This is a genomic window from Brachybacterium sp. p3-SID1565 (assembly GCF_025143785.1).
Classification (GTDB): Bacteria; Actinomycetota; Actinomycetes; order Actinomycetales; family Dermabacteraceae; genus Brachybacterium; species Brachybacterium epidermidis.
The window spans coordinates 83,655-110,130 of the sequence record NZ_JAMBDS010000004.1 but is presented as its reverse complement, the minus strand read 5'-3'; the positions used below and the strand labels follow the sequence as shown (position 1 = coordinate 110,130).

At 71.6% G+C, this 26,476-nt stretch carries 27 protein-coding genes and 2 tRNA genes; 11 read left to right on the top strand and 18 right to left on the bottom strand.

Features of this window, described 5'->3' with window-relative positions; genetic code table 11:
- Positions 1–50: 50 nt before the first annotated feature.
- The 5 genes from M4D54_RS02215 to M4D54_RS02195 all read right to left on the bottom strand — a co-directional run bounded on the left by M4D54_RS02215 (position 51) and on the right by M4D54_RS02195 (position 4,552).
- On the bottom strand, positions 51–689 hold the full coding sequence (locus M4D54_RS02215) for a 50S ribosomal protein L25/general stress protein Ctc (protein ID WP_259890042.1): 639 nt from the start codon (positions 687–689) through the stop codon (positions 51–53).
- A gap of 437 nt (positions 690–1,126) precedes the next feature.
- Positions 1,127–1,537 carry a DoxX family protein gene (locus tag M4D54_RS02210; protein WP_193865980.1) on the bottom strand — a complete coding sequence of 137 codons (411 nt, stop codon included), beginning with the start codon at positions 1,535–1,537 and terminating at the stop codon, positions 1,127–1,129.
- A 398-nt stretch (positions 1,538–1,935) separates the two neighbouring features.
- Positions 1,936–2,916 (bottom strand): ribose-phosphate diphosphokinase, encoded by a 981-nt coding sequence (locus M4D54_RS02205; RefSeq protein WP_193865981.1) that lies wholly within the window; start codon positions 2,914–2,916, stop codon positions 1,936–1,938.
- A complete protein-coding gene (glmU, locus tag M4D54_RS02200) occupies positions 2,913–4,412 on the bottom strand; it encodes a bifunctional UDP-N-acetylglucosamine diphosphorylase/glucosamine-1-phosphate N-acetyltransferase GlmU (RefSeq protein ID WP_193865982.1) in 1,500 nt (499 codons plus the stop codon). The genes M4D54_RS02205 and glmU overlap by 4 nt, the downstream gene beginning before the upstream one ends.
- A 68-nt stretch (positions 4,413–4,480) precedes the next feature.
- A tRNA-Gln gene (locus M4D54_RS02195) sits at positions 4,481–4,552 on the bottom strand.
- A gap of 83 nt (positions 4,553–4,635) precedes the next feature.
- Here M4D54_RS02195 and M4D54_RS02190 point away from each other — a divergent pair.
- The 3 genes from M4D54_RS02190 (at position 4,636) to M4D54_RS02180 (ending at position 7,881) form a co-directional block, all read left to right on the top strand.
- Complete coding sequence (locus M4D54_RS02190) at positions 4,636–5,283, top strand: TetR/AcrR family transcriptional regulator (RefSeq protein WP_193865983.1); 648 nt, start codon at positions 4,636–4,638, stop codon at positions 5,281–5,283.
- Positions 5,284–5,385: 102 nt separating this feature from the next.
- Positions 5,386–5,922: a MarR family winged helix-turn-helix transcriptional regulator gene (locus M4D54_RS02185; RefSeq protein WP_193865984.1), complete on the top strand. Its 537-nt coding sequence runs from the start codon at positions 5,386–5,388 to the stop codon at positions 5,920–5,922.
- A 105-nt stretch (positions 5,923–6,027) separates the two neighbouring features.
- On the top strand, positions 6,028–7,881 hold the full coding sequence (locus M4D54_RS02180; RefSeq protein WP_193865985.1) for an ABC-F family ATP-binding cassette domain-containing protein: 1,854 nt from the start codon (positions 6,028–6,030) through the stop codon (positions 7,879–7,881).
- Between the two features lie 25 nt (positions 7,882–7,906).
- On the opposite strand, the gene M4D54_RS02175 is transcribed toward M4D54_RS02180, so the two are convergent.
- Genes M4D54_RS02175 through M4D54_RS02165 form a run of 3 tightly spaced genes read right to left on the bottom strand, consistent with a single transcriptional unit; the run spans position 7,907 to position 10,703 of the window.
- Positions 7,907–8,842, bottom strand: a complete 936-nt coding sequence (locus M4D54_RS02175; RefSeq protein WP_193865986.1) for a 4-(cytidine 5'-diphospho)-2-C-methyl-D-erythritol kinase — start codon at positions 8,840–8,842, stop codon at positions 7,907–7,909.
- Positions 8,839–9,765, bottom strand: a complete 927-nt coding sequence (gene rsmA, locus M4D54_RS02170) for a 16S rRNA (adenine(1518)-N(6)/adenine(1519)-N(6))-dimethyltransferase RsmA (RefSeq protein WP_193865987.1) — start codon at positions 9,763–9,765, stop codon at positions 8,839–8,841. Before rsmA ends, M4D54_RS02175 begins: the two co-directional genes overlap by 4 nt.
- Positions 9,762–10,703, bottom strand: coding sequence for a TatD family hydrolase (locus M4D54_RS02165; RefSeq protein WP_193865988.1), 942 nt, complete (start codon positions 10,701–10,703; stop codon positions 9,762–9,764). Before M4D54_RS02165 ends, rsmA begins: the two co-directional genes overlap by 4 nt.
- A gap of 275 nt (positions 10,704–10,978) precedes the next feature.
- Between M4D54_RS02165 and rpmF the strand changes: the two genes are divergently transcribed.
- Positions 10,979–11,149, top strand: a complete 171-nt coding sequence (gene rpmF / locus M4D54_RS02160; RefSeq protein ID WP_193865989.1) for a 50S ribosomal protein L32 — start codon at positions 10,979–10,981, stop codon at positions 11,147–11,149.
- Between the two features lie 86 nt (positions 11,150–11,235).
- Here the strand turns inward: rpmF and rsmI are convergent, their stop codons facing one another.
- Positions 11,236–12,090, bottom strand: coding sequence for a 16S rRNA (cytidine(1402)-2'-O)-methyltransferase (gene rsmI, locus M4D54_RS02155; protein WP_193866068.1), 855 nt, complete (start codon positions 12,088–12,090; stop codon positions 11,236–11,238).
- 129 nt (positions 12,091–12,219) lie between these two features.
- Here rsmI and M4D54_RS02150 point away from each other — a divergent pair, with 129 nt between their 5' ends.
- Together M4D54_RS02150 and malQ are read left to right on the top strand one after the other, a co-directional pair.
- On the top strand, positions 12,220–13,863 hold the full coding sequence (locus M4D54_RS02150) for a dolichyl-phosphate-mannose--protein mannosyltransferase (RefSeq protein ID WP_259890008.1): 1,644 nt from the start codon (positions 12,220–12,222) through the stop codon (positions 13,861–13,863).
- A gap of 50 nt (positions 13,864–13,913) precedes the next feature.
- On the top strand, positions 13,914–16,034 hold the full coding sequence (gene malQ / locus M4D54_RS02145) for a 4-alpha-glucanotransferase (protein WP_193865991.1): 2,121 nt from the start codon (positions 13,914–13,916) through the stop codon (positions 16,032–16,034).
- Here malQ and M4D54_RS02140 read toward each other — a convergent pair.
- The 4 genes from M4D54_RS02140 to M4D54_RS02125 form a co-directional block, all read right to left on the bottom strand.
- Entirely contained in the window at positions 16,021–16,494 is a 474-nt protein-coding gene (locus M4D54_RS02140; RefSeq protein WP_193865992.1) for an S-ribosylhomocysteine lyase, read from the bottom strand. The genes malQ and M4D54_RS02140 overlap by 14 nt on opposite strands.
- 71 nt (positions 16,495–16,565) lie before the next feature.
- A complete protein-coding gene (locus tag M4D54_RS02135; protein WP_193865993.1) occupies positions 16,566–17,126 on the bottom strand; it encodes a LysR substrate-binding domain-containing protein in 561 nt (186 codons plus the stop codon).
- A gap of 69 nt (positions 17,127–17,195) precedes the next feature.
- Entirely contained in the window at positions 17,196–17,963 is a 768-nt protein-coding gene (locus M4D54_RS02130; RefSeq protein WP_193865994.1) for an alpha/beta fold hydrolase, read from the bottom strand.
- 26 nt (positions 17,964–17,989) lie between these two features.
- Entirely contained in the window at positions 17,990–18,214 is a 225-nt protein-coding gene (locus M4D54_RS02125; RefSeq protein WP_193865995.1) for a hypothetical protein, read from the bottom strand.
- A gap of 63 nt (positions 18,215–18,277) precedes the next feature.
- On the opposite strand from M4D54_RS02125, the gene M4D54_RS02120 reads away from it, so the two are divergent.
- The 3 genes from M4D54_RS02120 to M4D54_RS02110 are packed head-to-tail and all read left to right on the top strand — an operon-like array spanning position 18,278 to position 21,336.
- Entirely contained in the window at positions 18,278–18,469 is a 192-nt protein-coding gene (locus tag M4D54_RS02120) for a hypothetical protein (protein ID WP_259889993.1), read from the top strand.
- On the top strand, positions 18,466–19,761 hold the full coding sequence (locus M4D54_RS02115; protein WP_259889990.1) for an acyltransferase: 1,296 nt from the start codon (positions 18,466–18,468) through the stop codon (positions 19,759–19,761). The genes M4D54_RS02120 and M4D54_RS02115 overlap by 4 nt, the downstream gene beginning before the upstream one ends.
- A gap of 27 nt (positions 19,762–19,788) precedes the next feature.
- Positions 19,789–21,336: a DUF1846 domain-containing protein gene (locus M4D54_RS02110; protein WP_193865996.1), complete on the top strand. Its 1,548-nt coding sequence runs from the start codon at positions 19,789–19,791 to the stop codon at positions 21,334–21,336.
- Between the two features lie 647 nt (positions 21,337–21,983).
- Here the strand turns inward: M4D54_RS02110 and M4D54_RS02105 are convergent.
- From M4D54_RS02105 to M4D54_RS02085, 5 genes are all read right to left on the bottom strand, one after another.
- A tRNA-Ala gene (locus M4D54_RS02105) sits at positions 21,984–22,059 on the bottom strand.
- A 135-nt stretch (positions 22,060–22,194) separates the two neighbouring features.
- Positions 22,195–23,112 (bottom strand): inositol monophosphatase, encoded by a 918-nt coding sequence (locus M4D54_RS02100; RefSeq protein ID WP_193865997.1) that lies wholly within the window; start codon positions 23,110–23,112, stop codon positions 22,195–22,197.
- A 68-nt stretch (positions 23,113–23,180) separates the two neighbouring features.
- Positions 23,181–23,636 carry a hypothetical protein gene (locus M4D54_RS02095; RefSeq protein ID WP_311199657.1) on the bottom strand — a complete coding sequence of 152 codons (456 nt, stop codon included), beginning with the start codon at positions 23,634–23,636 and terminating at the stop codon, positions 23,181–23,183.
- On the bottom strand, positions 23,636–24,499 hold the full coding sequence (locus M4D54_RS02090; RefSeq protein ID WP_259889987.1) for a hypothetical protein: 864 nt from the start codon (positions 24,497–24,499) through the stop codon (positions 23,636–23,638). The genes M4D54_RS02095 and M4D54_RS02090 overlap by 1 nt, the downstream gene beginning before the upstream one ends.
- Positions 24,500–24,535: 36 nt before the next feature.
- Positions 24,536–25,189 carry a GNAT family N-acetyltransferase gene (locus tag M4D54_RS02085; RefSeq protein ID WP_193865998.1) on the bottom strand — a complete coding sequence of 218 codons (654 nt, stop codon included), beginning with the start codon at positions 25,187–25,189 and terminating at the stop codon, positions 24,536–24,538.
- Positions 25,190–25,262: 73 nt separating this feature from the next.
- Here M4D54_RS02085 and M4D54_RS02080 point away from each other — a divergent pair, with 73 nt between their 5' ends.
- Positions 25,263–25,928 carry a 5-formyltetrahydrofolate cyclo-ligase gene (locus M4D54_RS02080; RefSeq protein ID WP_259889985.1) on the top strand — a complete coding sequence of 222 codons (666 nt, stop codon included), beginning with the start codon at positions 25,263–25,265 and terminating at the stop codon, positions 25,926–25,928.
- A gap of 94 nt (positions 25,929–26,022) precedes the next feature.
- On the top strand, positions 26,023–26,454 hold the full coding sequence (locus M4D54_RS02075; protein ID WP_193866000.1) for an FmdB family zinc ribbon protein: 432 nt from the start codon (positions 26,023–26,025) through the stop codon (positions 26,452–26,454).
- The last annotated feature ends 22 nt before the right edge of the window (positions 26,455–26,476 follow it).

The window sequence follows — 26,476 nt, the reverse complement described above, 5'->3', positions numbered from 1 at the left end:
GCGCCGCCCCGGCGGCGTGTGTGAGGAACCGAGCGCGCGCCCGGTCCGGGTCACTCCTCCTCGGAGGCCTCCTCGGACTCCTCGCCCTCGGCGCCCTCGGACTCCTCGCCCTCGGTGCCCTCGGCGTCCTCGTCCTCGGTCTCCTCTTCCTCGGCGCGCGGGATGGACACGGCCACGACCAGCAGCTCGGCGTCGGTGACCAGATCGGAGCCCGCGGGAAGGGTGACGTCGCCGGCGAAGAGCTGGTAGCCCTCCTCGGTGCCCTCGACGTCGACCTCGATCTGCTCCGGGACGTTCATCGCGTCGGCGGAGAGGGTGAGGGTCCGAGCGTCGACCACGGCGATGGCCGGCGGGACCGGCTCACCGGTCAGGACCACGGGGATGTCGACCTCGACCTTCTCGCCCCTGCGGACCACGATGAGGTCCAGGTGGGTGATCAGGCGCTTGAGCGGGTGGCGCTGGATGTCCTTGATCAGGGCCAACTTGGTCTCGCCACCGGGCAGGGCCAGCTCGATCAGGGCGTTGGGGTTGCGAGCCAGCAGCGCGGTCTCGTGACCGGGCAGGACCAGGTGGGTGGGATCCTCGCCGTGGCCGTACAGGACCGCGGGGATCTTGTCCTCGCGACGGATGCGGCGGGCGGCGCCCTTGCCGAACTCCTCGCGGAGCTCGATGTTCAGCTTCTCAGCCATGGGTTCTCCTCGGCGGTGGTGGGCCATCTCGGTTCTCGACGGCGAGAACGCGACGGCGCACGGACCGGCAGCCCAGGCATCCGCACCGCGTCGATCACGGAGCGGGCTGGCCCGCTCCCTCGCCGAAGTACCCGGTCACCCTATCCCGTCCGGGCCGGCCATGGGAGATGGCCATGGGCCGCCGCCCTGCGATCTTGCTCACCGGGAACGGCGAAGCAGCGTGGAGGACGACACAGGCCAGCGGGAGACGACGGCGCAGGAGCACGGGCGACAACGGCACCGGCCCGCGGGAGACGACGGCGCAGGACCGCAGGAGGCAACGGCACAGGCCAGCGGGAGATAACTGCGCAGGGCCACGGGAGACGGCGGAAGCGGCGGAGCCGGGTGGCTCCACCGCTTCCTGGTGGTGTGGTCGCGCTGTGGCGATGCTCAGAGGATCACTTGCGCGAGAGGAGGTAGTCCAGGGAGTAGCGGCCGGGGCCGGTCAGGAACAGGGTCACGCCCGGGACGAAGTAGTACAGCGAGGACTCGAAGGCGATGCCGCCGTGCTCGCCGATCCACCCGCCGGGGATGTTGAACAGGACGATGATGAAGACGAACATCAGCGCCATCAGGAAGGCGCAGATGCGGGTCATCAGGCCGAAGGCGAGGACGAAGCCCAGCAGCAGCTGGCCGGCCACGACCATGAAGCCGAACAGGGCGGGGGCGATGCTGCCGACGGGGGCCTCCGACATCATGCCGACGAAGCCGGAGTACCCGGTGGCCTTGGCCCAGCCGTGGAAGAAGAGGAGGAGCATCCCGAGACGAAGCACCAGCAGACCGGCGTCCTTCAGGGCCGGGTTCTCCATGAAGTCCAGGGTGATGAACCGGACCAGCGGGTTGCGGGAGCGGGTGGTGTCCGCGGTGGTGCGGGGGTATCGGTGGCGACGGCGGGAGTAGACATGTCGTCCTCGTCCTTGCTGTGGGGAGTTATCGGGAAGTCAGAGGAGTCCTGCTGACACCGAGAATTCTTCCGGCCGAGATTTTGTCAGGAAGGGACAAACGTCCGTGCGGAGCACTTCTCGAGAAGGTGATCCATTGCACGTCGTCTCGGTCAGGATCGGGCACCAGCGAGTCTCGCCCGCAGCGCTGCACGGCGCGACACGCGAGGGCGACGACGGCGAATCCCCCGATCTCCACCGGGGGCGGCGGGATTCGGGGGATTCGGCGTCGAGCCCGGCGGCGTGTCGCGCAGTGCCGTGGAGGCTCAGACCTCACCGTCGAAGAGGCTGGTCACCGAGCCGTCGTCGAACACGGCGCGGATGGCGCGGGCGATCAGCGGGGCGATCGACAGCTGGGTGAGTCGGTCGAACTGCTTCTCCTCCGGGATCGGCAGGGTGTTGGTGCACACCACCTCCCGCACGGAGCTGTTCTTCAAGCGCTCCGTGGCGGGTGCGGAGAGGATGCCGTGGGTGGTGGCGATGACCACCGAGTCCGCACCGTGGCCCATCAGGGCATCGGCGGCCTGGACGATGGTGCCGCCGGTGTCGACCATGTCGTCCACCAGGATGCAGGTCTTCCCGGAGACCTCGCCGATCACGCGCTTGGCCACGGCCTGGTTGGGCCGGTTGATGTCGCGGGACTTGTGGATGAACGCCAGGCCCACGCCGCCCAGCTTCTTGGCCCACTGCTCGGCCACGCGGATGCGGCCGGCATCCGGGGAGACCACCACGACGTCCTCCTGGCCGTACTTGCCGGCCACGTAGTCGGCGAGGATCGGCAGGGCCATCAGGTGATCCACCGGACGGTCGAAGTACCCCTGCACCTGCGGGGCGTGCAGGTCTACGGAGATCATCCGGTCGATACCGGCGGTCTGGTACAGATCGGCCACCAGACGGGCGGAGATCGGCTCGCGGCCGCGGTGCTTCTTGTCCTGCCGGGCGTAGGGGAAGCTGGGGGCGATCGCGGTGATGCGCTTGGCGGAGGCCCGCTTGAGCGCGTCGATCATGATCAGGTGCTCCATCAGCCAGGTGTTGATGGGGGCGGGGTGGGACTGCAGAACGAACGCATCGGTGCCGCGCACGGACTCGCCGTAGCGCACGTAGATCTCGCCGTTGGCGAAGTCCCAGGCGTCCATCGGGAGCACCTCGACGCCGAGCTCCTCGGAGACCTGCTGGGCCAGTTCGGGGTGAGCCCGGCCGGTGGCGAGCACCAGGCGCTTCTCTCCGGTGGTGACGATTCCGCTCATCGCTGCAGGTGCTCCTTGTTGTCGTCGGCGTCCGGCCCGGCGGTTGACTCGGCCCCGGGCCCGCTCTGGGCGGCCAGGGCCGCGCGTGCCGCGTCCTCGGCCGCCGTCCCGGCACGTCGTCTCAGGGTCCATCCTTCCACGTTCCGCTGCGCCACCGCGTTCACGGCCAGCGCCCCGGGCGGTACGTCCTTGCGCACCACGGTGCCCGCCCCGGTGGCCGCACCGTCCCCGATGGCGACGGGTGCGACGAGCACGCTGTCGGAGCCGACGCGCACGTGCTTGCCCACCGTGGTGCGGTGCTTCTTCTGGCCGTCGTAGTTGGCAAAGATCGTGGCGGCACCGATGTTGGTGCCCTCCCCGATCTCGGCATCACCGACGTAGCTCAGGTGCGGCACCTTGGCGTCCTCGCCGATCTGGGCGTTCTTGGTCTCCACGAACCCGCCGATCTTGCCGCGGGCACCCAGGGCGGTGCCGGGCCGCAGGTACGTGAAGGGGCCCACGGTGGCCTCCGGTCCGATCACGGCGAGCACGGAGTGGGTGCGCACCACCTCGGCGCGGGCACCCACCTCGGTGTCGCGCAGTGTGCAGTCGGGGCCGATCACGGCGTCCTCACCGATGTCGGTGGCGCCGTGCAACTGCACGCCCGGCAGGATCACGGCATCGGTGCCGATGGAGACATCGGCGTCGATCCAGGTGGTGGAGGGGTCCACGATGGTGACCCCTGCCCGCATGTGGCGCTCCAGGATGCGGCGGTTCATCTCCGCGCCGAGCTGGGCGAGCTGCACGCGGTCGTTGGCGCCCTCGACCATCATGGCGTCCTCGGTGACCATGGCCCGAACGGTCCGGCCGTCGGAGCGCGCGATGCCCAGAACGTCGGTGAGGTACATCTCGCCCTGGGCGTTGTCGGTGCCGATGCGCCCCAGGGCATCCCGCAGCACCTGCAGGTCGAAGGCGTAGATGCCGGAGTTGATCTCGTCGATCCCGCGTTGGGACTCGGTGGCGTCCTTGTGCTCGACGATGCCGACCACCTCGGTGCCGTCGTCGCTGCGCAGGATGCGGCCGTACCCGGTGGGATCGGCCACCCGGGCGCTGAGCACGGTGACCGCGGCGCCGGCCTGCTCATGCGCGGCGACCAGCTCGCGCAGGGTGCCGGCCTCCAGCAGCGGGACGTCCCCGTAGGTGACCAGGACCGTACCGGAGGAGGCGCTGACCTTCTCCAGCCCGCACTGGACGGCGCGGCCCGTGCCGGGGATCTCGTCCTGATCGGCGATGGTGACCTCGGGCGCATGGTCGGCCAGGTGCTGGATCAGCCGCTCGCGCTCGTGGCGCACCACCACCACCAGCTCGGCGGGACCGGTCCCCTCGGCGGCGGTGATGGCGTGCCCCAGCAGGGACCGGCCACCGATCGGGTGCAGCACCTTGGGGGTGCGGGACTTCATGCGGGTCCCGGCCCCGGCGGCCAGGACGACGACTGCGGCGGGCGCGGAGGTTTCCACGTCGGCGGCTCCTCGGATCGACAACGGGTGTCTGGCCACCGCACTGCGCAGAACAGCGTCGATGGTCGTTCCGCCATCAGGACTCGAACCTGAAACATCAGAACCAAAATCTGAGGTGTTGCCGATTACACCATGGCGGATCCGCTCCCTCGGTGACCGCCGACGGGAAGCACCGCCACCGGCCGGGACGCGTGCCCGATCCTATCCGTGGGAGACTCCGGGCATGTCCCAGACGGATGCACCACGGACCCGCTCCGCCCGGATGACGGGCCGGGAGCGCCGCGAGCAGCTGGTGGCCGTGGGTCGTCGTCTCTTCGCCGAGAAGGGCTACGACGCCACCAGCGTGGAGGAGATCGCCGCGCGCGCGAAGGTGTCCAAGCCGCTCGTGTACGAGCACTTCGGGGGCAAGGAGGGGCTGTACGCGGTGGTGGTGGACCGCGAGATCGCCACCCTGCTGGCGGTGCTGGAGGAATCCCTGAAGGACCAGCGCATCCACCCCCGGCTGCTGATGGAGCAGGCGGCCATGGCGTTCCTGTCCTACATCGACGAGCACGAGGACGGCTTCCGGATCCTGGTGCGCGACTCCCCCGTCTCCCAGAGCGGGGGCACCTTCTCGGCCCTGCTGACGGATGTGGTCCGGCGCACCGAGCACATCCTGGTGGCCCAGTTCAAGCTGCGCGCCTATCCCACGCGCGATGCGCCGCTGTACGCGCAGATGCTGGTGGGGATGGTCGCGTACACCGGGCAGTGGTGGCTGGAGACCCGCAGCCCCGCCAAGGAGGTGGTCGCCGCTCGCATGGTCAATCTCTCCTGGCACGGACTGGGGGCGCTCGAGAAGAAGCCGGAGCTCGGGCGGCGGCCCGCGGGCTGAGCAGGCGGCGCGCGGGCTGAGCAGGCGGCGCGCCTGGGGCCGCCGCAGGGCAGCTCATCGAGCACGGCGGCACGCACGAGTCGGCCCCTCTAGACTCGATCCATGACCTCCTCGTCCTCCCCCGCCCCCGATGCCGGTCGTGACGAGGTCGACCGCATCATCGCGGGCTGGCGCCGGGCGCGCGCGGATCTCGACACCGCCCCCCTGGGCGTGTTCTCGCGCATCTCCCGGCTGGCACGCCTGCTGGAGGCGGCGCGCCGCGAGGCGTTCTCCGGGGCCGGGCTGGAGGGCTGGGAGTTCGACATGCTCTCGGCGCTGCGGCGCAGCGGGGAGGATGCGCTGTCCCCCGGGGCACTGGCCCAGCAGACCCTGGTCACCAGCGGCACCATGACCACCCGGCTCGACAAGCTCAGCGCCCGCGGGCTGGTGAGCCGCTCACGCAGCCCGCACGACGGCCGCGCGGTGGAGGTGCGACTGCTGCCCGAGGGCATCACCCGCATCGACGCCGCCATGGAGCGCCTGCTGACGGCGGAGGACTCCCTGCTGGAGCCCCTGGACGCCCAGGAGCGCGAGGTGCTGGCCTCGATGCTGCGCACCCTGGCCCTCGGCTTCGAACCTGCGGACGAGGACGGGGCCTGATCCGCACCTCCCGACCCCCGGGGTGCTGCATCGCTGGTGGCCCGCCCCGCACCGGTCGCCCCTCCATCCGATCACCACGAACGCCCCCACGAAAGAAGCTCCTGCATGGCCCACCTGCTCGGCGCCCAGTCCCTCCACGTCGCCCTGCCCGACCGCGTGCTGCTGGACTCCATCACCCTGGGCATCGACGCGGGCGACCGGATCGGCGTGGTGGGTCGCAACGGGGACGGCAAGTCGACCCTGCTGCGGCTGCTGGCCCGCCAGACCGAACCCCATGCGGGCCGTGTCACGGTGCGGGGCGGCGTCCGGGTGGGAGTGCTCGATCAGCGCGACGAGGCCACCGCCGGTGCCACCGTGCGCGAGCGCGTGGTGGGCGATCGGCCCGAGCACGAATGGGCCTCCGACCCGCGGATCCGCGACGTGCTGGGCGGCCTGCTGGGAGGCATCGACCTGGAGGAGCAGCTTCCCTCCCTCTCGGGCGGCCAGCTGCGGCGAGTACACCTGGCCGCCCTGCTGGTGGGCGACTGGGACGTGCTGCTGCTGGATGAGCCCACCAACCATCTTGATGTGGAGGGCATCGCGTGGCTCGCCCAGCACCTGCGTGGACGCTGGCCCCGCGGTGCGGGGGGCCTGGTGGTCATCACCCACGACCGCTGGTTCCTCGACGAGGTGTGCACGCGCATGTGGGAGGTGCACGACGGGGTGGTGGAGCCCTTCGAGGGCGGGTACGCCGCCTACGTTCTGCAGCGCGTGGAGCGCGACCGCCAGGCCGCCGCCGTCGAGGCCAAGCGGCAGAACCTGATGCGCAAGGAGCTGGCGTGGCTGCGGCGCGGCGCACCGGCGCGCACCTCCAAGCCCAAGTTCCGCATCGACGCCGCCAATGAGCTGATCGCCGGAGAGCCCCCGGTGCGCGACACCGTGGAGCTGACCCGCCTGGCCACCTCACGCCTGGGTCGTGACGTTCTGGACCTGCTGGACGTGGACGCCGGCTACAACGGCACCCCGGTGCTCCAGGACGTCACCGTGCACATCGGTCCCGCCGACCGCATCGGCGTGCTCGGCCCCAACGGAGCCGGCAAGTCGACCCTGCTGGCCCTGATCACCGGGGACCTGGAGCCGATGGCCGGTCGCGTCAAGCGCGGGAAGACAGTGACCGTCAGGCAGGTCTCCCAGCGCCTGACCGGACTGGAAGAGCTGGGCGAGCAGAGGATCAGCGACGTCGTGGGCCGCTACCGCACCAGCTACACGGCGGGGAAGGACGAGGTGAGCCCCGGCCAGCTCCTGGAGCGCCTGGGCTTCACCGCTGCCCATCAGAAGGTGCAGGTCAAGGAGCTCAGCGGCGGGCAGCAGCGGCGGCTGGACCTGCTGCTGACCCTGCTGGAGGAGCCCAACGTGCTGGTCCTGGACGAGCCCACCAACGACATGGACACCGACATGCTGGCGGCGATGGAGGACCTGCTGGACACCTGGTCCGGTCCGCTGATCGTGGTCTCCCACGACCGCTACCTGCTCGAGCGCGTCACCGACTCCCAGTACGCAGTGCTCGAGGGCACGGTTCGCCACCTCCCCGGCGGAGTGGACCAGTACCTGCGGGTGCGAGCCGAGTCCGAGCGGACAGCCGCATCGGGGGCCCGTCCCGGTGCCGCTGCGGGGGCACCGGGCATCGGCGGTCCCGGCGCGACCGGGTCCGGGGCGGGCGGTGCGGAGGCCGCCGGTGCGGGCACGGGCGGCCTGACCGGAGCGGAGCGCCGCAGCGCGGAGAAGGAGATGGGTTCGCTGGAGCGGAAGGTCGCGAAGCTGCGCAAGGACGCCGAGGCGGCACGGCAGGCGATGGCCGAGGTGGACCCCTCCGACTACCAGGAGCTGTCGCGGCGGATGGAGAAGGTGCGCGCCGCGGACGCAGAGGCCGACGAGCTCGAGGAGCGCTGGCTGGAGCTGTCCCTCGAGCTCGAGAGCTGAGAGCCGCCCGGGCGCTGACGCCCGCTCAGTCGACCGCGACGATCCTTGCGCCGTACGGGCTGCTGCGGGTGAGGGTGCACTCCAGGTCGCCGCGGTCCTCCCTCACGCGGGCGGAGACCTCCTCCCCGTGCTGCGCATCGCGCACCAGGGCGGCCAGCGTGGGGCCGGAGCCCGAGACGATCGCGCCCAGGGCACCGTGCTCGCGCAGCGCGCTCAGGATCTCCTGCAGGTCGGGCCGCAGATGGACCGCGGGCTCGTGCAGTTCGTTGGCCAGGCTGCGTGCGATCGCCTCCCGGTCCCCGGCGGCCAGCGCCGCGAGCTGGTGCTGGTCCGCCCGGGGAGTTCGGGGAGGCTGCGCATCGGCCTGTGCGGCAAGGGCGTCGAAGGCGCGGAACACCTCGGGGGTGGCCAGGTGCCCGCCCGGTGCGCACAGCAGCCAGGTGAGCGGTGCCGGTGCCGGCACCCGCTGCAGCTGGTCGCCGTTGCCGGTGCCCAGCGCGGTGCCCCCGAGGACGGCGAAGGGCACGTCCGCGCCGAGTCCGGCCCCCAGCAGCATCAGCTCCCGGTCGCTCAGCCCCAGCTGCCAGAGCCGGTTCAGGGCCACCAGCGCTGCGGCCGCGTCGGCCGATCCGCCGCCCATACCGCCGGCGACGGGGACCCGCTTGGTGATGTGCAGGGCCGCTCCCTGCGTCGTGCCCGTCTCGGCGCGCAGCAGAGCGGCCGCGCGCAGGGCCAGGTTGGTGGCGTCCACCGGCACGTCCCCGCGCACCCGGGAGTCGACCGTGAGGGTGAGGGCGCCGGGAACCTGGGGCAGGCGGGCCTCGACGGTCTCCAGCAGGTCGACGGCCTGGAACACGGTGGCCAGGGCGTGGTAGCCGCGCTCATCGGCGGCGCCCACGCGCAGGGAGAGGTTGATCTTGCCGGGCGCGGTGGCGACCACCCGCTGCGGTGCCCCGCTCATGACCGCCCCTCCTCGCTCTCCTCGCTCCCGCCCGCGTCCGCGCGGGCACGGGCGATCGCGAGGTAGTCGGCGATCTCAAGGGTCTCGCCGCGACGGCCGGGGTCAATGCCGGCGGCCTCGAGGATCTGCCCTGCCCGGGGTGCGCTGCCGGCCCAGGTGGCCAGGGCCGCGCGCAGGGTCTTGCGGCGCTGAGCGAAGGCGGCATCGATCACCGCGAAGGTGCCGCGGCGCTCGGTCTCGGTGCCCATCGGGCTGCCGTGCCGGGTGACCTCCACCAGGGCGGAGTCCACGTTGGGGACGGGCCAGAACACCTGACGGGAGATCTGGCCTGCCCGCTGCACGCTGCCGTACCAGGCGGCCTTCACGCTGGGCGCTCCGTAGGTGCGGGAACCGGGGCCGGCGGCGAGACGGTCCACCACCTCGGACTGCACCATCACCAGCGCGGTGCGAAGGCTCTCGAAGCGCTGCAGATGGGTGAGCAGGATGGGGGTGGCCACGTTGTAGGGCAGGTTGGCCACCAGGCGGGTGGGGAGGCGGTCCGGAGCTCCCTGACCGGGCAGGCGGGGCAGCTCGGTGACCTGGAGGGCGTCGGCGTGGACCAGGGTCCAGCGCTCCTGGGGCACCCCGCGGGCGGTGAGGGTGGCCGGCAGCAGCTCGGCCAGGCCCCGGTCGATCTCGATCGCGGCCACATCGGCCCCGGCCTCGAGCAGCCCCAGGGTCAGCGAGCCCAGGCCGGGCCCGACCTCGAGGACGGCCTCCCCGGGCTGGACACCGGCCCGCTCGACGATGGTGCGCACCGTATTGGGGTCCACCACGAAGTTCTGACCGCGCTGCTTGGAAGGGTGGATCCCGGCGAAGGCCGCCAGCTCCCGCACGTCCCGCGGGGTGAGCAGCAGTCCCTCGGACCCATCGGTGGGCCTCATGCCGCAGGCCATCCGTAGACCTCGCGGGTGGTACGCCTCACCCGCCGGCAGGTCTCCTCGAGGCCCACCCCGGCGGACTCGGCGATCTGCGCCATGGTCAGCGGTACCAGGTAGGACGAGTTGGGGCGGCCACGATAGGGCATGGGGGTGAGGAAGGGGGCGTCGGTCTCCACCATCACTCGGTCGATGCCCACCTCGGCCAGCGCTGAGCGCAGGTGCTCGGCGTTCTTGAAGGTGACGTTGCCGGCGAAGGAGAGGTAGAAGCCGCGGTCGACGCAGGCTCGTGCGAACTCGGCATCCCCGGAGAAGCAGTGCAGCACGGTCCGCTCGGGGGCGCCGTCGGCATCCAGCACCTCCAGCACGTCGCGGTGCGCCTCACGATCGTGGATCTGCATCGGCAGGCCCATCTCCTTGGCCAGGGCGATGTGGGCGCGGAACGCCTCGACCTGGGCGGTACGGGCCTGCTCGTCCTTGCGGGAGGTGCGGAACCAGTCCAGGCCCGTCTCCCCCACCGTGACCATGCCGTCGGTGCGGATCAGCTGGGCGACCTCGGCGATCGCCTCGTCCAGCGCGATCATCGGCTCGCCGTCGTGGTCGTGACCGCGGGCGTGCAGGGCCGCCTCGTTGGGGTGCACGGCCACGCCGCCACGCAGCGATGCGGGCCGATCGGGATCGGCCATCAGTCGGGCGGTCCAGCGGGCGGCCGCCAGGTCGGAGCCGATCGTGATCATCCCGTCGACCCCCACCCGGGCCGCGCGCTCGACGTGGTCGGGGACCAAGAGCTCCTGGTCCCCGTCGGCGAAGTCGAGGTGGCAGTGGTTGTCGATTACCGGCAGCGGCAGCGGCTCGGGGATCGGCGGCCAGGAGCGGTCGCGGGAACGGGGGCGGGGATCGAGGTCCTCGCGTCGGCGCACAGGGGATGGGGATGCGTCGGGCATGATGACCATCGTAGGTTCCGCCGGGACCGCGGATGTCCGTTTCCGTGGCAGCGGGGGCGCCCGCGCGACCCAGTGAGCACGCCACGGCCCGCAGCACCCGCGGCGGCGGTGGCAGAGGTCACCCGCCGCGGCGGTGCCGCCCGGCGCACGGCTGTGGCAGAATGATCGGTCGTTGCGTGTCCCTCTGCGCGCCTGCTCGGCTGATCACGGCCGCGGGCCGTCCTCGCGGGGGATGCGGGCTGCAGACCATCCTCCGGACCGTCAAGGAGCGTCCCATGGCAGTGCCCAAGTTCAAGATGTCCCGGGCTCGCACCCGGTCCCGCCGCGCGAACTGGAAGGCGTCCAACGCCGACCTCGTGCAGGTCACCGTTCGCGGTCGCACCGCTGCGGTGCCGCGTCGCCTGGCCAAGGCCTACCAGCGCGGCCTGATCCAGATCGACGACTGATCATCCCGGCCGATCACGGCCCGCAGGCACCGCGCCTGCCGCAGAACCGCTCAAGAGCCCCGGCCTCGGCCGGGGCTCTTGTGCATTCACTCGCGTCGAGCAGCCAGGGCCAGGTCGTACAGCTCTCGGGCGGTGACGCCCTGGCTGGTGCGGGCCACGGCCTTGGCCGCGTCCTTCAGTCGCTCCCCCGCCTGCGCTCTGTCCAGCACCTCCTCGAGCAGGTCCTCCGCGCTGGCGGCTCGTGGCGCGGCTCCGGCCACCACGATCACGATCTCCCCCAGCACCTCGGTTCCCTCGGCCCACGCCGCGAGCTCGGCGAGACTGCCCCGCAGCACCTCTTCGTGGGTCTTGGTGAGCTCCCGGGCCACGGCTGCTTCCCTGTCGGGCCCGAAGACCTCCCGCATCGCCGCGAGGGTGACGGCGGTGCGCCGGGGGGACTCGAAGAACACCAGGGTGCGCGCCTCGTGCGCGAGCAGTTCGAAGGCGGCGGCGCGCCTGCTGTCGCGGCGGGGAGGGAAGCCCTCGAAGCTGAACCGGTCCGGGGCGATCCCGGAGGCGGCCAGGGCGGTGAGCACGGCCGAGGGCCCGGGGATCACCGTGGTCTCGTACCCGGCCTCGGCAGCAGCGCGCACGGCCCGGAACCCGGGGTCGGAGACCACGGGCATGCCGGCGTCGGTGACGATCAGGACCCGCTGCCCGCCCGCCAGCGCCTCCAGCAGGCGGGGGGTGCGCTCGGCCTCGTTGTGCTCGTGGTAAGACAGCACGGTCGCGCGGAGGGTCACCTCGAGGTCGGCGGCCAGGCGCGCCAGGCGCCGAGTGTCCTCCGCCGCGATGAGATCAGCCTGCTCGAGTGCGCGCACCAGCCGCACCGAGGCGTCCAGGGGGTTGCCGATGGGGGTGGCGGCGAGCGTGAGGACACCGGGTGCGAGCATGCCGGCCATGGTAGTCATGCGGTGCGGTCCGGACCCTCTGCTCCCCCTCCCGGGCCGGACGCGCCCCTGCCGCGGGTGCGCCGGGTGCGCGAAGTCGGGATCGGCCGGGCGGGTGCTGGGATGACCTAGCATGACCGGGTGCACACCCAGGAGCGGGCGCGGCCGCGCAGCGTCGCCGAGGTCGAGACGGACGCCGTGCTCGACTCCTACCGCTCCCGGCTCAAGGTCATGGACCTTCCCTTCTCGCGGCTCGCATGGGCCTCAGCTCTGGCGGTGTTCGCCCTCGCGCTGGTCCTGCGGCTGTGGGGGCTGGGCGGCATCGCCGAGCTGATCTTCGACGAGACCTACTACGTCAAGGACGGCTACACCCTCACCCAGGAGGGCGTGGAGATGTCCTGGCCCGACGAGCACGACCCGGTGTTCGAGGGCGGGGAGGTGGACACCTACGAGGACCGCGGCGCCTATGTAGTCCATCCCAGTGTGGGCAAGTGGGTGATCGGGGCCGGGATGCTGCTGCTGGGTGCCGACAATCCCTGGGGATGGCGGATCTCGGTGGCGGTGCTGGGGTCGCTGAGCGTGCTGATGCTGGCCCGCATCGGCCGCCGCCTGTTCCGCTCCACCACGGTGGGTCTGATCGCCGGGCTGCTGCTGGCCATCGACGGGATGCACCTGGTGCACTCCCGCACCAGCCTGCTGGACCTGCTGCTGATGTTCTTCGCGCTGGCCGGCTTCGGGGCGCTGCTGATCGACAGGGACCGATTCCGCGAGCGCCTGGCCCTGCACGCCGCCCGCCTGCACCTGGCCGCGGTGGATCCGGCCCCGACCGAGCACGTCACCGGGTCGCGCCCCCTCCCCCATCCGGGCGCCGTCTTCCATGCGGGGTGGAGGCCGTGGCGGCTCGCAGCCGGTGCCCTGCTGGGACTGGCCTGCTCGGTGAAATGGTCGGGCATCTACTTCCTGGCGGTGTTCGGCATCATGACGGTGCTCTGGGACTGGTGGGCACGCCGCGCTGCCGCACAGCGCCGCTGGGCCTGGGTGGGCCTGGTGCGCGATGCGATCCCGGCGTTCTTCGCGATGGTGGGCACCGCGCTGGTCGTGTACGTGGCCTCCTGGGCGGGCTGGTTCGCCAGCGACAAGGGCTACTACCGCACCTGGGCGCAGGACGAGGGGCACGCCACCGGGTTCGGACCGCTGGATGCGCTGCTGTCCCTGTGGCACTACCACCGCCAGGCCTACGACTTCCACATCGGCCTGGACTCGGAGCACCCCTACATGGCTCAGCCGTGGGGATGGCCGCTGATGCTGCGCCCCACGAACTTCTACTACCGCGCCTACGAGTACGGGGAGCACGGCTGCGAGGTCGCACGCTGCTCCGCCCACATCCTCTCCGTGGGCAATCCGCTGATCTGGTGGCTGGGCTCGCTCGCGGTGCTCGTGTCGGTGACGCTCGCGGTGCGGTTCCACGACGGCCGCGCCTGGGCCGCGCTGTCCGGCATCGCGGGCGGCTACCTGCCGTGGCTGATGTACACCGACCGCACCATCTTCACGTTCTACGCGGTGGTGTTCGAGCCGTGGCTGGTGCTGTGCCTGGCGTACGTGCTGGGGCTGGTGATCGGCCCACGTGATGCTGATCCCGATCGGCGACTGGCCGGCGGGCTGTTCGTCGGGAGCCTGCTGACCCTGACGGTGCTGGTCTCGGCATTCTTCTGGCCGGTGTGGACCGGGGACGTGATCGACACCGAGCAGTGGCGGTGGCGCATATGGCTGCCCGGCTGGAGCTGAGCACCCGGGGGTGAGCTGAGGTCCCGGTGCGGGCCGTTACGATTGTGCGCATGGCTCTGGACTCCATCGCCCTGCGTGAATTCGCCCGCGACCTCGGCATCGGCACCGAGTACTGGGGGTTCGACGGCACCCAGAAGAACGTCTCCGACGGCACTCTGCGCAAGGTGATCGCAGCCCTCGGCCACGCCGTCGACAGCGACGAGGACCTCGCCGCCGTGCGGGCCGAGCGGGAGCGCGAGCCGTGGCGCCGCACCCTTCCCCCCGTCACCGTGCTGCGCGAGGACCACGAATCCAGCATCCCCGTGCACGTGGACCACGGGACCCCCGTCTCGGTGCATCTGCGGCTGGAGAGCGGCGGCCGGTGGGACCTGCACCAGATGGACGACTTCACCCCGCCGTTCGACCTGGGCGGCCGTCAGCTTGGCCGCGCCCGCTTCCACCTGCCGGCCGGCCTGCCGCTGGGCTGGCATCGGGCGGTCGCCGAGACCTCCACCGGGGCCCACGAGGCCGACGTGGTGGTCACCCCGGCGCGGCTGCGGGTCCACGAGCAGCTCGGCGCCCGACGGGCCTACGGCCTGCAGGCGCAGCTGTACTCGGTGCGCTCTGACCGCTCCTGGGGCATCGGCGACCTGGGTGACATGCGCGACCTGGCCGCGATCAGCGCCGCCCGCCACGGCGCGGACTTCCTGCTGGTCAACCCGCTGCACGCCTCCTATCCGACCGCTCCCGTGGAGCCCTCCCCGTACCTGCCGGTGACCCGCCGCTTCATGAGCCCGCTGTACCTGCGGATCGAGGACGTGCCGGAGCTGCGGGACCTTCCCCCCTACGCCCGGCAGCGGATCTCCCTGCTGCGCACGACGGTGCAGGCATGGAACGAGCGCACCGATCGCCTGGAGCGCGACGAGGTGCTCACCGCCAAGATGGAGGCGCTGGAGGAGCTGTACGCGGTGCCGCGCACCGCGGGCCGCCAGGCGCTGTTCGAGGCCTACCGCCGCCGTGAGGGCCAGGGGCTGGAGGACTTCGCCACCTGGTCGGCGATCGCCGAGAAGCTGCGCGGAGAGCAGGACGCGGCGCTGAAGGACCTCGATGACCGCACCGTCGAGCAGGCCCGCACGGAGCTGGCCGATCGCATCGAGTTCCACGCCTGGGTGCAGTGGCTGCTGGACGAGCAGCAGTCCGCTGCGCAGACTGCCGCTCTCGATGCCGGCATGCGGATCGGCGTCATGCACGACCTCGCCGTGGGCGTGGAGCAGGTGGGAGCCGACTCCTGGCGCCTGCGGCACGCCCTGGCCTCCGGCGTGGGCGTGGGTGCCCCGGCCGACCAGTACAACCAGCAGGGCCAGAACTGGGACCAGCCGCCGTGGCACCCGGAGGGCCTGCGCGATGCCTCCTACCGCCCGTGGCGGGACATGCTGCGCTCACTGATGCGGCACGCCGGTGCCCTGCGCATCGACCACGTGCTGGGCCTGTTCCGACTGTGGTGGATCCCCGAGGGGAACATCGCAGCCGACGGCGCCTACGTGTTCTACGACCACGACGCCATGGTGGGCATCCTGGCCCTGGAGGCGCACCGCTCGAACACCCTGGTGGTGGGCGAGGACCTGGGCACCTTCGAGCCGTGGGTGCGCGACTACCTCAGCGACCGCGGCATCCTGGGCACCTCGATCCTGTGGTTCGAGTACGACCACGAGGGCAAGCCGCTGCCGCCGGAGGACTACCGCGAGCTGTGCATGGCCTCGGTCAACACCCATGATCTGCCACCGACCGCCGGCTACCTTGCCGGGGACCACGTGACGCTGCGCCACCAGCTGGGCCTGCTGGAGCGGGACCTGGAGGAGGAGCAGACGGCCGATGCCGCCGGCCGCGAGGAGGTGCTGGACGCGCTGAGGGACGAGGGCCTGCTCCAGCCCGGTGCCGACATCGAGGACACCGTGATTGCCCTGCATCGCCACCTGGCGCGCACGCCCTCCCTGCTGCTGGGCGTGTCCCTGGTGGACTGCGTGGGCGAGCGGCGGATCCAGAACCAGCCTGGCACCGACGAGGAGTACCCGAACTGGCGGATCCCCCTGGCCGATGCCCAGCTGCATCCGGTCACCATCGACGACCTGGCCACCGATGCGCGCACGGAGCGTCTGCTGAGCGCGGTGCGGGACGCACTCAGCTCGCGCTGACCTGACCCCACTGCTCACGCGCGTCGAGGAAGGCGCGAGCGGCGGACTGGGCGCCCTCCAGGGTGTGGTGGGCGCCCCAGCCGCACTGGACCTCGTTGGCGGCGGGCACCTCATCGGCCTCGACCAGGTCGCGCAGGGTGGCCTCCAGCACGGGCGCGAAGCCCTCGGCGGTGTGATCACCGATCAGCAGCACGTAGAAGCCGGTGCGGCAGCCCATCGGGGACACGTCGATCACCTGGTCGGAGTGGTTGCGCATGTGCTCGGCCATCATGTGCTCGAGCGAGTGCACGGCCTCGGAGTCCAGGTGCTCGATGTTGGGCTGGGTGAAGCGCACGTCGAACTTGGTCAGCACGTCCCCGCCGGGCAGCTCCTTGCGGTCGGCGATGCGCAGGTAGGGGGCGGCCACAGTGCGATGGTCCAGGTTGAAGCTCTCCACGTTCATGCGGGGCTGCTCGGTCACGGTGTGTCTCCTTCGGTCGGGTTTGTCGGTGATGGGGTCCGCGTCGGGTGCGGGGCCGGGACGCGGCTGGGTCAGCGGGAGGAGCGGGGGGTGCGCCCGCGGACCACGCCCACGAACGCCTGCCGCAGCTCGTCGTCGTCATCCCGGGGCCACACCAGCACGATCCTGGTGGGCTCCGCCCCCCGCAGGGGCCGGTGCGCCACGTCCTTGCGGTGGTGCAGCCGGGCCAGGGACAGCGGCATCCGCGCATAGCCGACTCCGGTGGCTGCCACGGCGACCCGGTCTGCGGCATCGTCGGCGTGCTGGGCGGGGATCTCGGTCTCGTCGCCGAGGTCAGCGGCGGTGACCTCGGCGAGCACGGTGAGCACGTGATCGGTGTTGATCACGACGACGGGCTGCTCCTCCCAGAGAGGGACCGCGTGCAGGGTGTCCCGCGCCGGGCGGTCCGAGGGCAGGGGGTCGCGCGCGAAGCACATGTCCACCTCACCATCGGCGATCACCTCATCCTGCTGGGACTGCGGCACGGGCACCAGTTCGAGCCGCGCTGCCCGCCGACCCTGCTTCCAGCGCTGGAGGAAGCGGTCCGGCTCGACGCCGGGCACGAAGCCGACACGCAGGGTGGGGTGGATCATGGAACCAGGGTAGGCGGTCGCGTGCTCGGAGCCCGCTGGGGCGGGGCACCGCATCCGGTCCGTTCGCCGTCAGGCGCGAGCGAGCACCCGCAGCAGATCAGCGGTGAAGCGTTCGGGCCGGTTCAGGTTCACCAGGTGCGTGCCGTACGGCAGCACTTCGAGCCGTCCGTGCCGCGCCGCCGCCGTGAAGGCCCTCTCCTGGATCCGCAGCTGGTCGAAGCGGCCGTGCAGGAACGTCACCGGCACCTGGATCCGTCCCAGGTCCCGACGCAGGTCCAGGGAGGCCACGGCGCGGAAGGCCGGGCCGACGACCTCCGCTCCTGCGCGCCCACCGCGCAGGTAGGCGCGAGCCCCCTCGCGGCCCAGCAGCAGGCGGAACAGGGACGAGCTGCCGTCGGGCCCGCCCGGGAGCCGGTCGCTCAGCGTCACCAGGCCGCCGTACAGTCGGGCCGTCCACGGGCCCGGCTGCACCGCTGCGCCGCACACGGTGAGGGAGGCCAGGGGCAGGGACACCGTGGCGGCGGTGTGGATCGCGAGCATGCCGCCGAGGGAGGAGCCGACGAGATGGACGCGGGCGGTCCCGTCGGCACCGGGCGGGCCGTGCTGATCCTGGACACCTGGGGGTCGGCGGGCGAGGTCGGCCGCCGTCCGCACCGCCGCTGTGATCGCGTCGATCGCACCGGCGAGGGTGAAGGGCTCGGTGCGCCGGGCGCCGTGACCGGGGAGGTCCGGCGCCACCACCGTGTACCCGGCGGCCAGCAGGGAGGGCACCTGGGGGTCCCATTGGCTGGCGGAGGTCCGGGTGCCGTGCACCAGCACGACGGCGTGAGGGCTCATGGGTCCATTGTCCCCTCGCCCTCTCCCTACCCCCTGACGGCGTTTGTCACGATCCAGTAGGTGCGCACACTGAGCGAGAAGTCCAGCAGGGCCCGGTGGGTGGGGGCGTGCTCGGATCGCACGATCGCGAGCCGCTGGGGCAGGCCCGCCGCATCCAGGCAGAAGAACACGATGGTGACGAAGGTGGCCGCCAGCAGGCCCCGACCGCGCCCACGGAGGAGACGGCACTGTTGAGCAGTCCGAACAGGCATCGCACTTCTTTCCCCCGGGGCATCGAGCTTCGCAGGAGCGCGCAACGGCGCGATGATGTCCGGATGGAGCTGAGCGCCGCGAAGGACCTCGACCGCACCCGCGACCACTGGTGGTGGCGGCCCGGCCGGGACCGGAAGGCGTACGAGTGGGAGGTTCTGCGGCAGCAGCCGGCCCCCGGCCCCGCCACCCCACCGGCCGGGCACGCCGAGGCGGGCACCGGCCCGGTACCCTCGGCCGATCCTGGACGGCGATGAGCACCCGCCCGCTCAGCCGCGCCGAGCAGGTCGACGCGGCCACACCGGATTCCCGCAACCGGGTGGTGGACTTCCTGCGCGCGGCCGCTATCACGGTGGTGGTGCTGGGGCACTGGACGATCATGGCCGTCAGCGTGGACGGGGGCCTGCAGCCGCACGGGGTGCTGGACCAGGCCCGCTGGACTCACCCGCTGACCTGGGTGTTCCAGGTGATGCCGATCTTCTTCCTGGTGGGCGGGTACTCCAATGCCCTGTCGTGGCGCTCGGCCCGGCGCCGGCAGGAGGGCTACGCCTCCTGGCTGCGCACCCGCCTGCGCCGACTGGGGATCCCCCTGCTGCCCCTGCTGCTGACCTGGCTGGTGATCTGCACCCTCGCACTCGCACTCGGGGCACCGGCGCAGACGGTGCGGCTGGCCTCTCAGATGGCCCTGATCCCCACCTGGTTCCTGGCCGCCTATCTGCTGGTGATCGTGCTGGCCCCTGCCTGCCTGGTGCTGTGGGAGAGGTTCGGCTGGTACTCGATCATCGGTGGGGTGGTGCTGGCCGGGCTGGTGGACGCGCTCAGCATCACCACCGGGCAGCCGCTGCTGGGATACCCGAACTACGTGCTGGTGTGGGCTGCCTTCCACCAGTTCGGCTACGCCTGGCTGGACGGACGCCTGGCCGGGGCGGGTCGCCGACTGGTCCTGGCGGCGATCGGCGCTGCAGGGCTGGTGCTGCTGGTGGGGCCGGGGCCGTACCCCGTCTCGATGATCACCGCGGGCACCGATGCGATCAGCAACTCCAACCCCACCCGGGTCACGATGGCGTTCCTGGGCATGATGCAGGCGGGACTGGTGCTGCTGGCGGAGCGGCCGCTGACCGCACTGCTGCGCCGCCCGCGGGTGTGGCTGGTCACGGTGCTGCTCAACCGGCGCATCATGAGCTGGTTCCTGTGGCACCTGACCGCTCTGGTGGGCCTCGCGCACCTGCTGGTGGCCCTGGATGCGCAAACCCTGCTACCACAGCCTCTGACCGGCACCTGGTGGGCCACCCGGCCGCTGTGGTGCCTGGCCCTGCTGGCGATCACCGGCGTGATCGTGCTGGTCGTGGGCCGGTTCGAGGACCCCCGCGCCGATGACCGGCCGGCCCCGGCCCTGTGGCGGCCGGTGCTGGCGGCAGCGCTGGTGTGCGCGGGCCTGGCGGTGATGGCCACCTCGGGGATGGTGGGATCCGACGGTGTGAACTGGGTGTGGCCTCTGCTGCCTGTGGTGGGCCTGCTGGGGCTGGGGATGGTGCGCCTGCGACCGTGAGCCGCGGCGTGTTGCTAGCGTGGCGAAGTGACTGATTCGGCTCCCGCTGCCCCTGCCCCTGCCTTCCCCGCCGATCCCTCGGCATCCCGGCCGGCCGGCTTCGACCGGCAGCGCTACATCGAGCTGCAGTCCCAGCACATCCAGGCTCGCCGTGAGCAGATCGGCGGGAAGCTGTACCTGGAGATGGGCGGGAAGCTGTTCGACGACCTGCACGCCTCCCGCGTGCTGCCCGGCTTCACCCCGGACAACAAGATCGCGATGCTGGAGCGGCTGCGGGACGAGCTGGAGATCCTGATCTGCTTGAACGCCAAGGACCTCGAGCGGCACAAGGTGCGGGCGGATCTGGGCATCCCCTACGAGGACGACGTGCTGCGCCTGATCGACGTGTTCCGCGAGCGCGGCTTCCTGGTCCAGCACGTGGTGCTCACCCAGCTGGAGGACACCAACCACGTCGCCCATGCGTTCCGCGAGCGCCTGGAGCGGCTGGGCCTGACGGTGGCGCGGCACGGAGTGATCCCCGGGTACCCGCAGGACATCTCCCGGATCGTCTCCGATCAGGGGCTCGGGGCCAACGAGTACTCGCTCACCTCGCGGGACCTCATCGTGGTGACCGCGCCGGGGCCCGGATCGGGCAAGCTCGCCACATGCCTGTCGCAGATCTACCACGACCACCGCCGGGGGGTGCGATCGGGATACGCGAAGTTCGAGACCTTCCCGATCTGGGACCTGCCGCTGGAGCACCCGGTGAACCTGGCCTACGAGGCCGCCACCGCAGATCTGGACGACCTGAACCTGATCGACCCGTACCACCTGGCCGCCTACGGCACCCAGGTGACCAGCTACAACCGGGACGTGGAGGTGTTCCCGCTGCTGCGGGCGATGCTTGTCGAGCTGACCGGCTCCTCACCGTACGCCTCTCCCACCGACATGGGGGTGAACCTGGCCGGTCGCGGCATCATCGACGACGGGGTGTGCCGGCAGGCAGCCAAGCAGGAGATCATCCGCCGCTACTACAAGGCGCTGATGGACGAGCGGATCAACGACCGCGACGACGACGTGTCCCAGCGGGTGGCGATGGTGATGAGCAAGGCCGGCTGCCGGGTGGAGGACCGCGCCGTGGTGGCACCGGCCCTCGCGGTGGAGGCCGCCACCGGGCATCCCGGCTCGGCTCTCGAACTGGCCGACGGCACCATCATCACCGGCAAGACCTCCGCGCTGCTGGGCTGTTCGGCGGCGATGCTGCTGAACGCCCTGAAGCGCCTGGCGGGCCTCGAGGACTCGGTGCACCTGCTGTCCCCGGCAGCGATCGAGCCGATCCAGACCCTGAAGACGGAGCACCTGGGCTCCCGCAACCCGCGCCTGCACACCGATGAGGTGCTGATCGCGCTGTCTGTCTCCGCCGCGACCGACGAGAACGCGCGCCGCGCCCTCGCACAGCTGCGGAGCCTGGAAGGCTGCGACGTGCACACCACCACCATCCTGGGCACGGTGGACGAGGGGATCTTCCGCCAGCTCGGCATCCACGTCACCTCCGAACCGCGCTTCCAGCGCAAGGCGCTGTACCAGAAGCGGTAGAGGACCACTCAGCTGGCGGGACTGGCGCACAGATAGGTGGCATCTTGACCTGACCTTTGGCTCGGTTTCCAGTTGACTTCGCTAGTCGATGGTCTTCACGGAAGGCTCTTCGCATGCCCCGCCCGTACCCTCCCGAGTTCCGTGCCCGTGCCATCACTCTGGTCCGCGAGGGCCGCGATCGACACCCGCCACTGCTTCCGGCCGCCGACCGGGATCGCGGCAAGCTTCCTCGAGCGGACGAGCTGGAGCGTCTGCAGGTACGAGATCGAGAGCTCCTGTTGGAGGTGCTCGAGCGGTACGAAGTGGGACAGGGCTGCGGGGTCGGTCTTGCCTCGACGGTAGAGCAGGTGAGGGTGGCGCGAGGATCCTCGATCAGAGCCGTGGACGGCCCGCGACTGCTGAGTGCACTGAGCCCGCATCCGTCACGCGGTTCGTTCGAGCGAGGCGGCCATAGGGTCCTGCGCTACTCCTTCGATTCGACCGTCCGTGGGGGCCTGGAAGTGACCTGAGCCTTAGAAAGACGTTGCGAGCCCTAGAGAGCCGCAAACACCGAGTGACGGACTGAGTGATCGCGACCCACTGAGGGCAAAGAAGAAGGGCCCCGACCCGGGAACCGTCCCTGGTCAGAGGCCCTTTCTGGACTTCCTTGGTGGAGCTAAGGGGAATCGAACCCCTGACCTTTTCATTGCGAACGAAACGCTCTACCAACTGAGCTATAGCCCCGTGCCTTACGGCAACCCCACCAGGGTAGCACCGCAGGCCACCGGCTCCGGCCGCCCCGGGCCGGGTTTGGCAAGCATCACATGGAGGCGGTGTGCCCTCTCCGTCCAGCGCTCACGGCGGGCTGGCAGGCCACCATCAGGCGCTGCGCTCGCGCTCCCGCTGCAGCTCGTCCTGGAGGCGATCCAGCAGCTCGAGACGTCCAGGGCCCGCGCAGGCCACGCACGCGGGCTGCAGGTGGGCGGGCGCATCAGCATCGACGACCACGCCCGGCCAGGTGCGTACGCTGCCGCCGGCCTGGCGCACGATGTGGAAGCCCGCGGCCACGTCCCAGGAGTTCAGGGTGGCGAAGGCGGTGGCATCGGCCCACCCTGCCGCCACGTACGCCAGTTCGAGCGCGGCGGTGCCCAGGCTGCGCACCGCGGAGTACTCGGCGTTGACCTCGAGGCCGGCGCGGGCGGCGAACTCGGGGTGCTGGGCGGTCACTCGCGGGCCCAGGAACCCGGAGAGCACCATGGCGTCCTTCGCCTCACGGGTGGGGCGCGGCGTGATCGGAGCGCCGTTGATCATGGCGGGGCCGTCCGCCGCGGTGAACACGGTGCCCAGCACCGGGGCGTCGATCACCCCGGCCACCAGTGCGTCATCCACGGCCACGCCGATGGACACGCAGAACAAGGGCAGGCCGGCCGCGAAGTTGCTGGTGCCGTCGATGGGGTCCACGAAGAAGGAGACCACCGGACTACCGGCGGCGGTGTCGATGCCCGGTCCCGCGCCGGTTGCGGTGCCCTGGGCGGGTCGCTCCCCGCCCTCTTCGCCCACGATGCGGCAGCCGGGAAGGCGACGGCGCAGCTCGGCGACGATCATCTCCTCGCAGGCACGATCGTGCTCGGTGACGATGTCCTTGCTGGAGGTCTTGTACTCGCGGGCCAAGGAGTCGCGGTCCAGACCCCGGATGTGGTCGGCGGCCAATGCCGCGGCACCCACGGCGATGTCCAGCAGCTGGGAGGGGGTGGGGACGCTCGAGGTGGCGGGGGCGGAGGGCGCAGTGGTGTTCATCGCCTCCCAGCCTAGGCCGGATCGCCTCTACGGTGCAGGAACGCCCATCAGGTGGCGCAGGTACGGGCTCAGCAGCAGGCCACCCGGATCGGCCGGCCGGGGCCGATGAGCCCGCGGGTCGCGTCCAGGATCAGGTCCAGCTGGGCGGTCTCGTCGACCATCAGCGTGATGTGGGAGCGGGCGCGGTCGTCCCGCGCGAGGGAGGCGATGGCCTCGCGGTCTGCCGTGGGGTAGGCGACCACCAGGTCCTTGATGCCGCAGGAGGACAGCCACATCGCCTCACGCAGCGTGTAGGCCAGCACGCCAGCGAACCCGGGTCGCTTCAGCACCCGTTCCAGCAGGCCCCGCACCCGCAGCGACTTGGAGGCTACCCGGATGGGCAGTCCTTGCTCGCGCGAGGCACCGGCGCGGGTGGCGAGGTCCTCCGCATTGGCGTCGAAGGCTTCCAGGTCCAGCACCGCGACTGGCCGCTGATCGATGCCCGCTCGGGCCAGGGCTTCCTCGATGCGCCGGACCGCGCTCATCAGGCCCTCCGGCGTGCGAGCACCTCGTCCAGGTGCAGGTCCACGGCGGGAGCGGCCTGCTCGTCGGTGGCCTCCAGCAGCTCCACGTCGCCCCGCTCCAGGGGCACGGTGGTGGCGCGCACGTACTCGCGGTGGGCGGCGTGGCGGGTGGCGAGGTCATCCACCTCGCCGCGCATCGTGTAGGTGGGGCGGGGCACCGGGCGCGGGGTCCACTCCCCCGGCGCGGCCACGTGCCGGGCGGCCCGCTCGGTGGTCCCCTCGAGGGTGTCGCGCTCGGGCAGGCGCGCAGCAGGCCGGGAAGCAGCCACGGGTGCCTCGTCCCGGATGCGAAGGGCCTCCTCGCGGGCGCGGGCCTCCTGCTTGGCGATCGCAGCGGCCCGCTGGGAGCGGGCGCGACGTTCGAGCTCGGCACGGCGCAGGCCCACCAGGTACACGGCGAGCACCGCGGCCGGAACGGCCGGGGACCACACGGGCAGCATCTGCGTGAAGGCGAGAACCCCCACCGCGGCCGTGGCCAGCAGCAGTGACACCAGCACGACAGCCAGCAGACGGCGGTGGCGTGCGCGCTCCTCGAGGTGGTCGATGCGCTCACCGGGGGTGGCGTCGAAGCGGGGACGACGGGTGGGGTCGGCGGGGCGCAGGAGCAGACGGTCCTGGGGCACGGGGGCACTCACCTCTCGGGAAGGGCGGCGGGATCGGATCGCGGCGGAGAGATCCCTCGCGGTGGCGGACACCTCGGTGCGTTCAGCGGCGCGAGCGCGGCCCATCACGTCGCGGCGCTGCGCGAGCTGGGGGATGGCGTAGGCCACCCACAGCACCAGCAGCAGGGCGAACAGGACGGCCCCGAGATTGATCGATTCCACTCCCCCAGGGTAATGACACCCGTGTGATTCAGCAGGTCAGGTGGGGCGCGTGTCGGGAGGGTATTCCGTCAACAATCGGTCAAGGACCCCGCGGCCGCCATGATCGCGGCGATCGGTTCGGCCCGCGTGAGCGGGGCGGATCTCCTCAGCGGTGATCGCGAACACCAGGTGGTCGCGCCAGGCCCCGTCCACGTGGATCGCCGAGCGCCGCAGGCCCTCCCCACGCAGGTGCAGCTTCTCCACCACCCGCAAACTGGCGGCGTTCTCGGGCCGCACCGTGACCTCCACCCGGTGGATGCCCATCTCGGCGAACAGGTGGTCGATCACCAGTGCGGCCGCGCGCGGCACGATCCCACGGCCGGCGCTCTCGCGGTCGATCCAGTACCCCAAGGTGGCGCAGCGCTGCGGGCCGTAGAGGATGGGGGCAGCCGTGATCTGCCCGCGCAGCCTGCCGTCGACCACGATGCCCAGCGGCAGCATGGTGCCGGCCCTGGCCTGTCTCTCGCCCCAGCGGCGCAGGGTGGCGAACGGCGGCTGCACCCGGCCGTGCTCGGGATCGGTCGCGTCCCAGGGGCGCAGCCAGGCCGCATTGCGGCGACGCAGAGCGTCGTAGGCGGCGCGGTCACGGCGCTGCAGCGGCCGCAGCACCAGCTCGCGGTCGCGCAGCGTGAGTGGCCACGTGTGCACCATCGGGTCATCGTAGGCCCGGAGGCGAGCCGACGATCCCGGGGCGCGGGCACGATGGGTGTGGGACGCTGTGCGCATGGACGGGGCGCACATCACCGAGCAGAAGCGAGCACTCCGCCGGCGTCTGCGCGAGCAGCGCACGCGCGCCTACGGCGGCCCGGAGGGCACCCGCCGGCGCGAGGTGGAGGGAAGGGCGCTCCTCCGCCATGCCGCTGCCGTGCGCGCTCTGGTCGAGGCCGCCCTGGCCGAGCACGGAACCGCCCGGGTGGCCGCCTACCATCCCACGCCCACCGAGGCCGATGTGATGCCGCTGGCTGCGGAACTGGCCGAACTCGGTGCGCAGCTGGTGTTCCCCGCCGCCGCCGGCCACGAACTGGAGTGGATCACCTGGGACGGGCACTCCGCGTTCGTGCCCTCCCCCGGCAAGGGCTTCGGGCACGAGCCCGACGGCCGGCGACTGGGACCGGGAGCACTGTCAGAGGCGGTGCTGGTGCTGGCCCCGGCCGTCGCCGTGGACCGGAAGGGCACCCGGATGGGCCATGGCGCCGGCTACTACGACCGAGCCCTGCCGCACCGCCCCGCCTCCACGCCGGTGGTGGCGGTGATCCATCCTGCCGAGCTGCTCGAGCCGGGGATCCTGCCGCGCGAGGCGCACGACGTGCCGATCGACGCGGTGCTCACGGCGGAGGGCCTGCACGTGATCTCCGACCACCTGGCACTGCCCCGGGCCCGGCGGTCGTAGAATCGCCTCGGTCGCCGCGCAGCGGCGCCACTTCCACCCTTACTCCCCCTGCCCCTACGGGGCCCCGCACCCGGGACATCGTGAAGGACTGCTCGTGCCCACCTACGTCTATGCCTGCAAGAACTGCGACCACCGCTTCGAGCAGTATCAGAGCTTCTCCGAAAACTCCCTGGTGACCTGCCCTGAGTGCACGCAGGACACGCTGCGCAAGGTGTTCGACAGCGTGGGCATCGTGTTCAAGGGCCCCGGCTTCTACTCCACCGACTCCCAGTCCTCCACCAAGGGCGGCACCCGCTCCCACGGCGCGGAGAGCTCCACGACCTCCTCTGGCAGTTCCGAGAGCGCATCCGCTTCCTCCGGTGCTCCCGGAGCCGGCAGCGACTCCTCCAGCTCGGCGGGGCCCGGCTCGGCGGGGCCCGGCTCGGCGGGGTCCGGCTCGGCGGGGTCCGGATCGGGCTCCTCGACCTCGGGCTCCGGTTCGACCTCCAGCCGTTCCGCCGGCGAGAAGAGCGCCGCCTCGGCCTGACGGCGAGGTTCCTCCCCACCGC

What these genes read in the sequence shown, in the direction of transcription:
- M4D54_RS02215 (WP_259890042.1), bottom strand. Translation starts at nt 689, where the DNA reads ATGGCTGAGAAGCTGAACATCGAGCTCCGCGAGGAGTTCGGCAAGGGC.
- M4D54_RS02210 (WP_193865980.1), bottom strand. Translation starts at nt 1,537, where the DNA reads ATGGAGAACCCGGCCCTGAAGGACGCCGGTCTGCTGGTGCTTCGTCTC.
- M4D54_RS02205 (WP_193865981.1), bottom strand. Translation starts at nt 2,916, where the DNA reads ATGAGCGGAATCGTCACCACCGGAGAGAAGCGCCTGGTGCTCGCCACC.
- M4D54_RS02190 (WP_193865983.1), top strand. Translation starts at nt 4,636, where the DNA reads ATGTCCCAGACGGATGCACCACGGACCCGCTCCGCCCGGATGACGGGC.
- M4D54_RS02185 (WP_193865984.1), top strand. Translation starts at nt 5,386, where the DNA reads ATGACCTCCTCGTCCTCCCCCGCCCCCGATGCCGGTCGTGACGAGGTC.
- M4D54_RS02180 (WP_193865985.1), top strand. Translation starts at nt 6,028, where the DNA reads ATGGCCCACCTGCTCGGCGCCCAGTCCCTCCACGTCGCCCTGCCCGAC.
- M4D54_RS02175 (WP_193865986.1), bottom strand. Translation starts at nt 8,842, where the DNA reads ATGAGCGGGGCACCGCAGCGGGTGGTCGCCACCGCGCCCGGCAAGATC.
- rsmA (WP_193865987.1), bottom strand. Translation starts at nt 9,765, where the DNA reads ATGAGGCCCACCGATGGGTCCGAGGGACTGCTGCTCACCCCGCGGGAC.
- M4D54_RS02165 (WP_193865988.1), bottom strand. Translation starts at nt 10,703, where the DNA reads ATGCCCGACGCATCCCCATCCCCTGTGCGCCGACGCGAGGACCTCGAT.
- rpmF (WP_193865989.1), top strand. Translation starts at nt 10,979, where the DNA reads ATGGCAGTGCCCAAGTTCAAGATGTCCCGGGCTCGCACCCGGTCCCGC.
- rsmI (WP_193866068.1), bottom strand. Translation starts at nt 12,090, where the DNA reads ATGGCCGGCATGCTCGCACCCGGTGTCCTCACGCTCGCCGCCACCCCC.
- malQ (WP_193865991.1), top strand. Translation starts at nt 13,914, where the DNA reads ATGGCTCTGGACTCCATCGCCCTGCGTGAATTCGCCCGCGACCTCGGC.
- M4D54_RS02135 (WP_193865993.1), bottom strand. Translation starts at nt 17,126, where the DNA reads ATGATCCACCCCACCCTGCGTGTCGGCTTCGTGCCCGGCGTCGAGCCG.
- M4D54_RS02130 (WP_193865994.1), bottom strand. Translation starts at nt 17,963, where the DNA reads ATGAGCCCTCACGCCGTCGTGCTGGTGCACGGCACCCGGACCTCCGCC.
- M4D54_RS02125 (WP_193865995.1), bottom strand. Translation starts at nt 18,214, where the DNA reads ATGCCTGTTCGGACTGCTCAACAGTGCCGTCTCCTCCGTGGGCGCGGT.
- M4D54_RS02120 (WP_259889993.1), top strand. Translation starts at nt 18,278, where the DNA reads ATGGAGCTGAGCGCCGCGAAGGACCTCGACCGCACCCGCGACCACTGG.
- M4D54_RS02115 (WP_259889990.1), top strand. Translation starts at nt 18,466, where the DNA reads ATGAGCACCCGCCCGCTCAGCCGCGCCGAGCAGGTCGACGCGGCCACA.
- M4D54_RS02100 (WP_193865997.1), bottom strand. Translation starts at nt 23,112, where the DNA reads ATGAACACCACTGCGCCCTCCGCCCCCGCCACCTCGAGCGTCCCCACC.
- M4D54_RS02095 (WP_311199657.1), bottom strand. Translation starts at nt 23,636, where the DNA reads ATGAGCGCGGTCCGGCGCATCGAGGAAGCCCTGGCCCGAGCGGGCATC.
- M4D54_RS02085 (WP_193865998.1), bottom strand. Translation starts at nt 25,189, where the DNA reads ATGGTGCACACGTGGCCACTCACGCTGCGCGACCGCGAGCTGGTGCTG.
- M4D54_RS02080 (WP_259889985.1), top strand. Translation starts at nt 25,263, where the DNA reads ATGGACGGGGCGCACATCACCGAGCAGAAGCGAGCACTCCGCCGGCGT.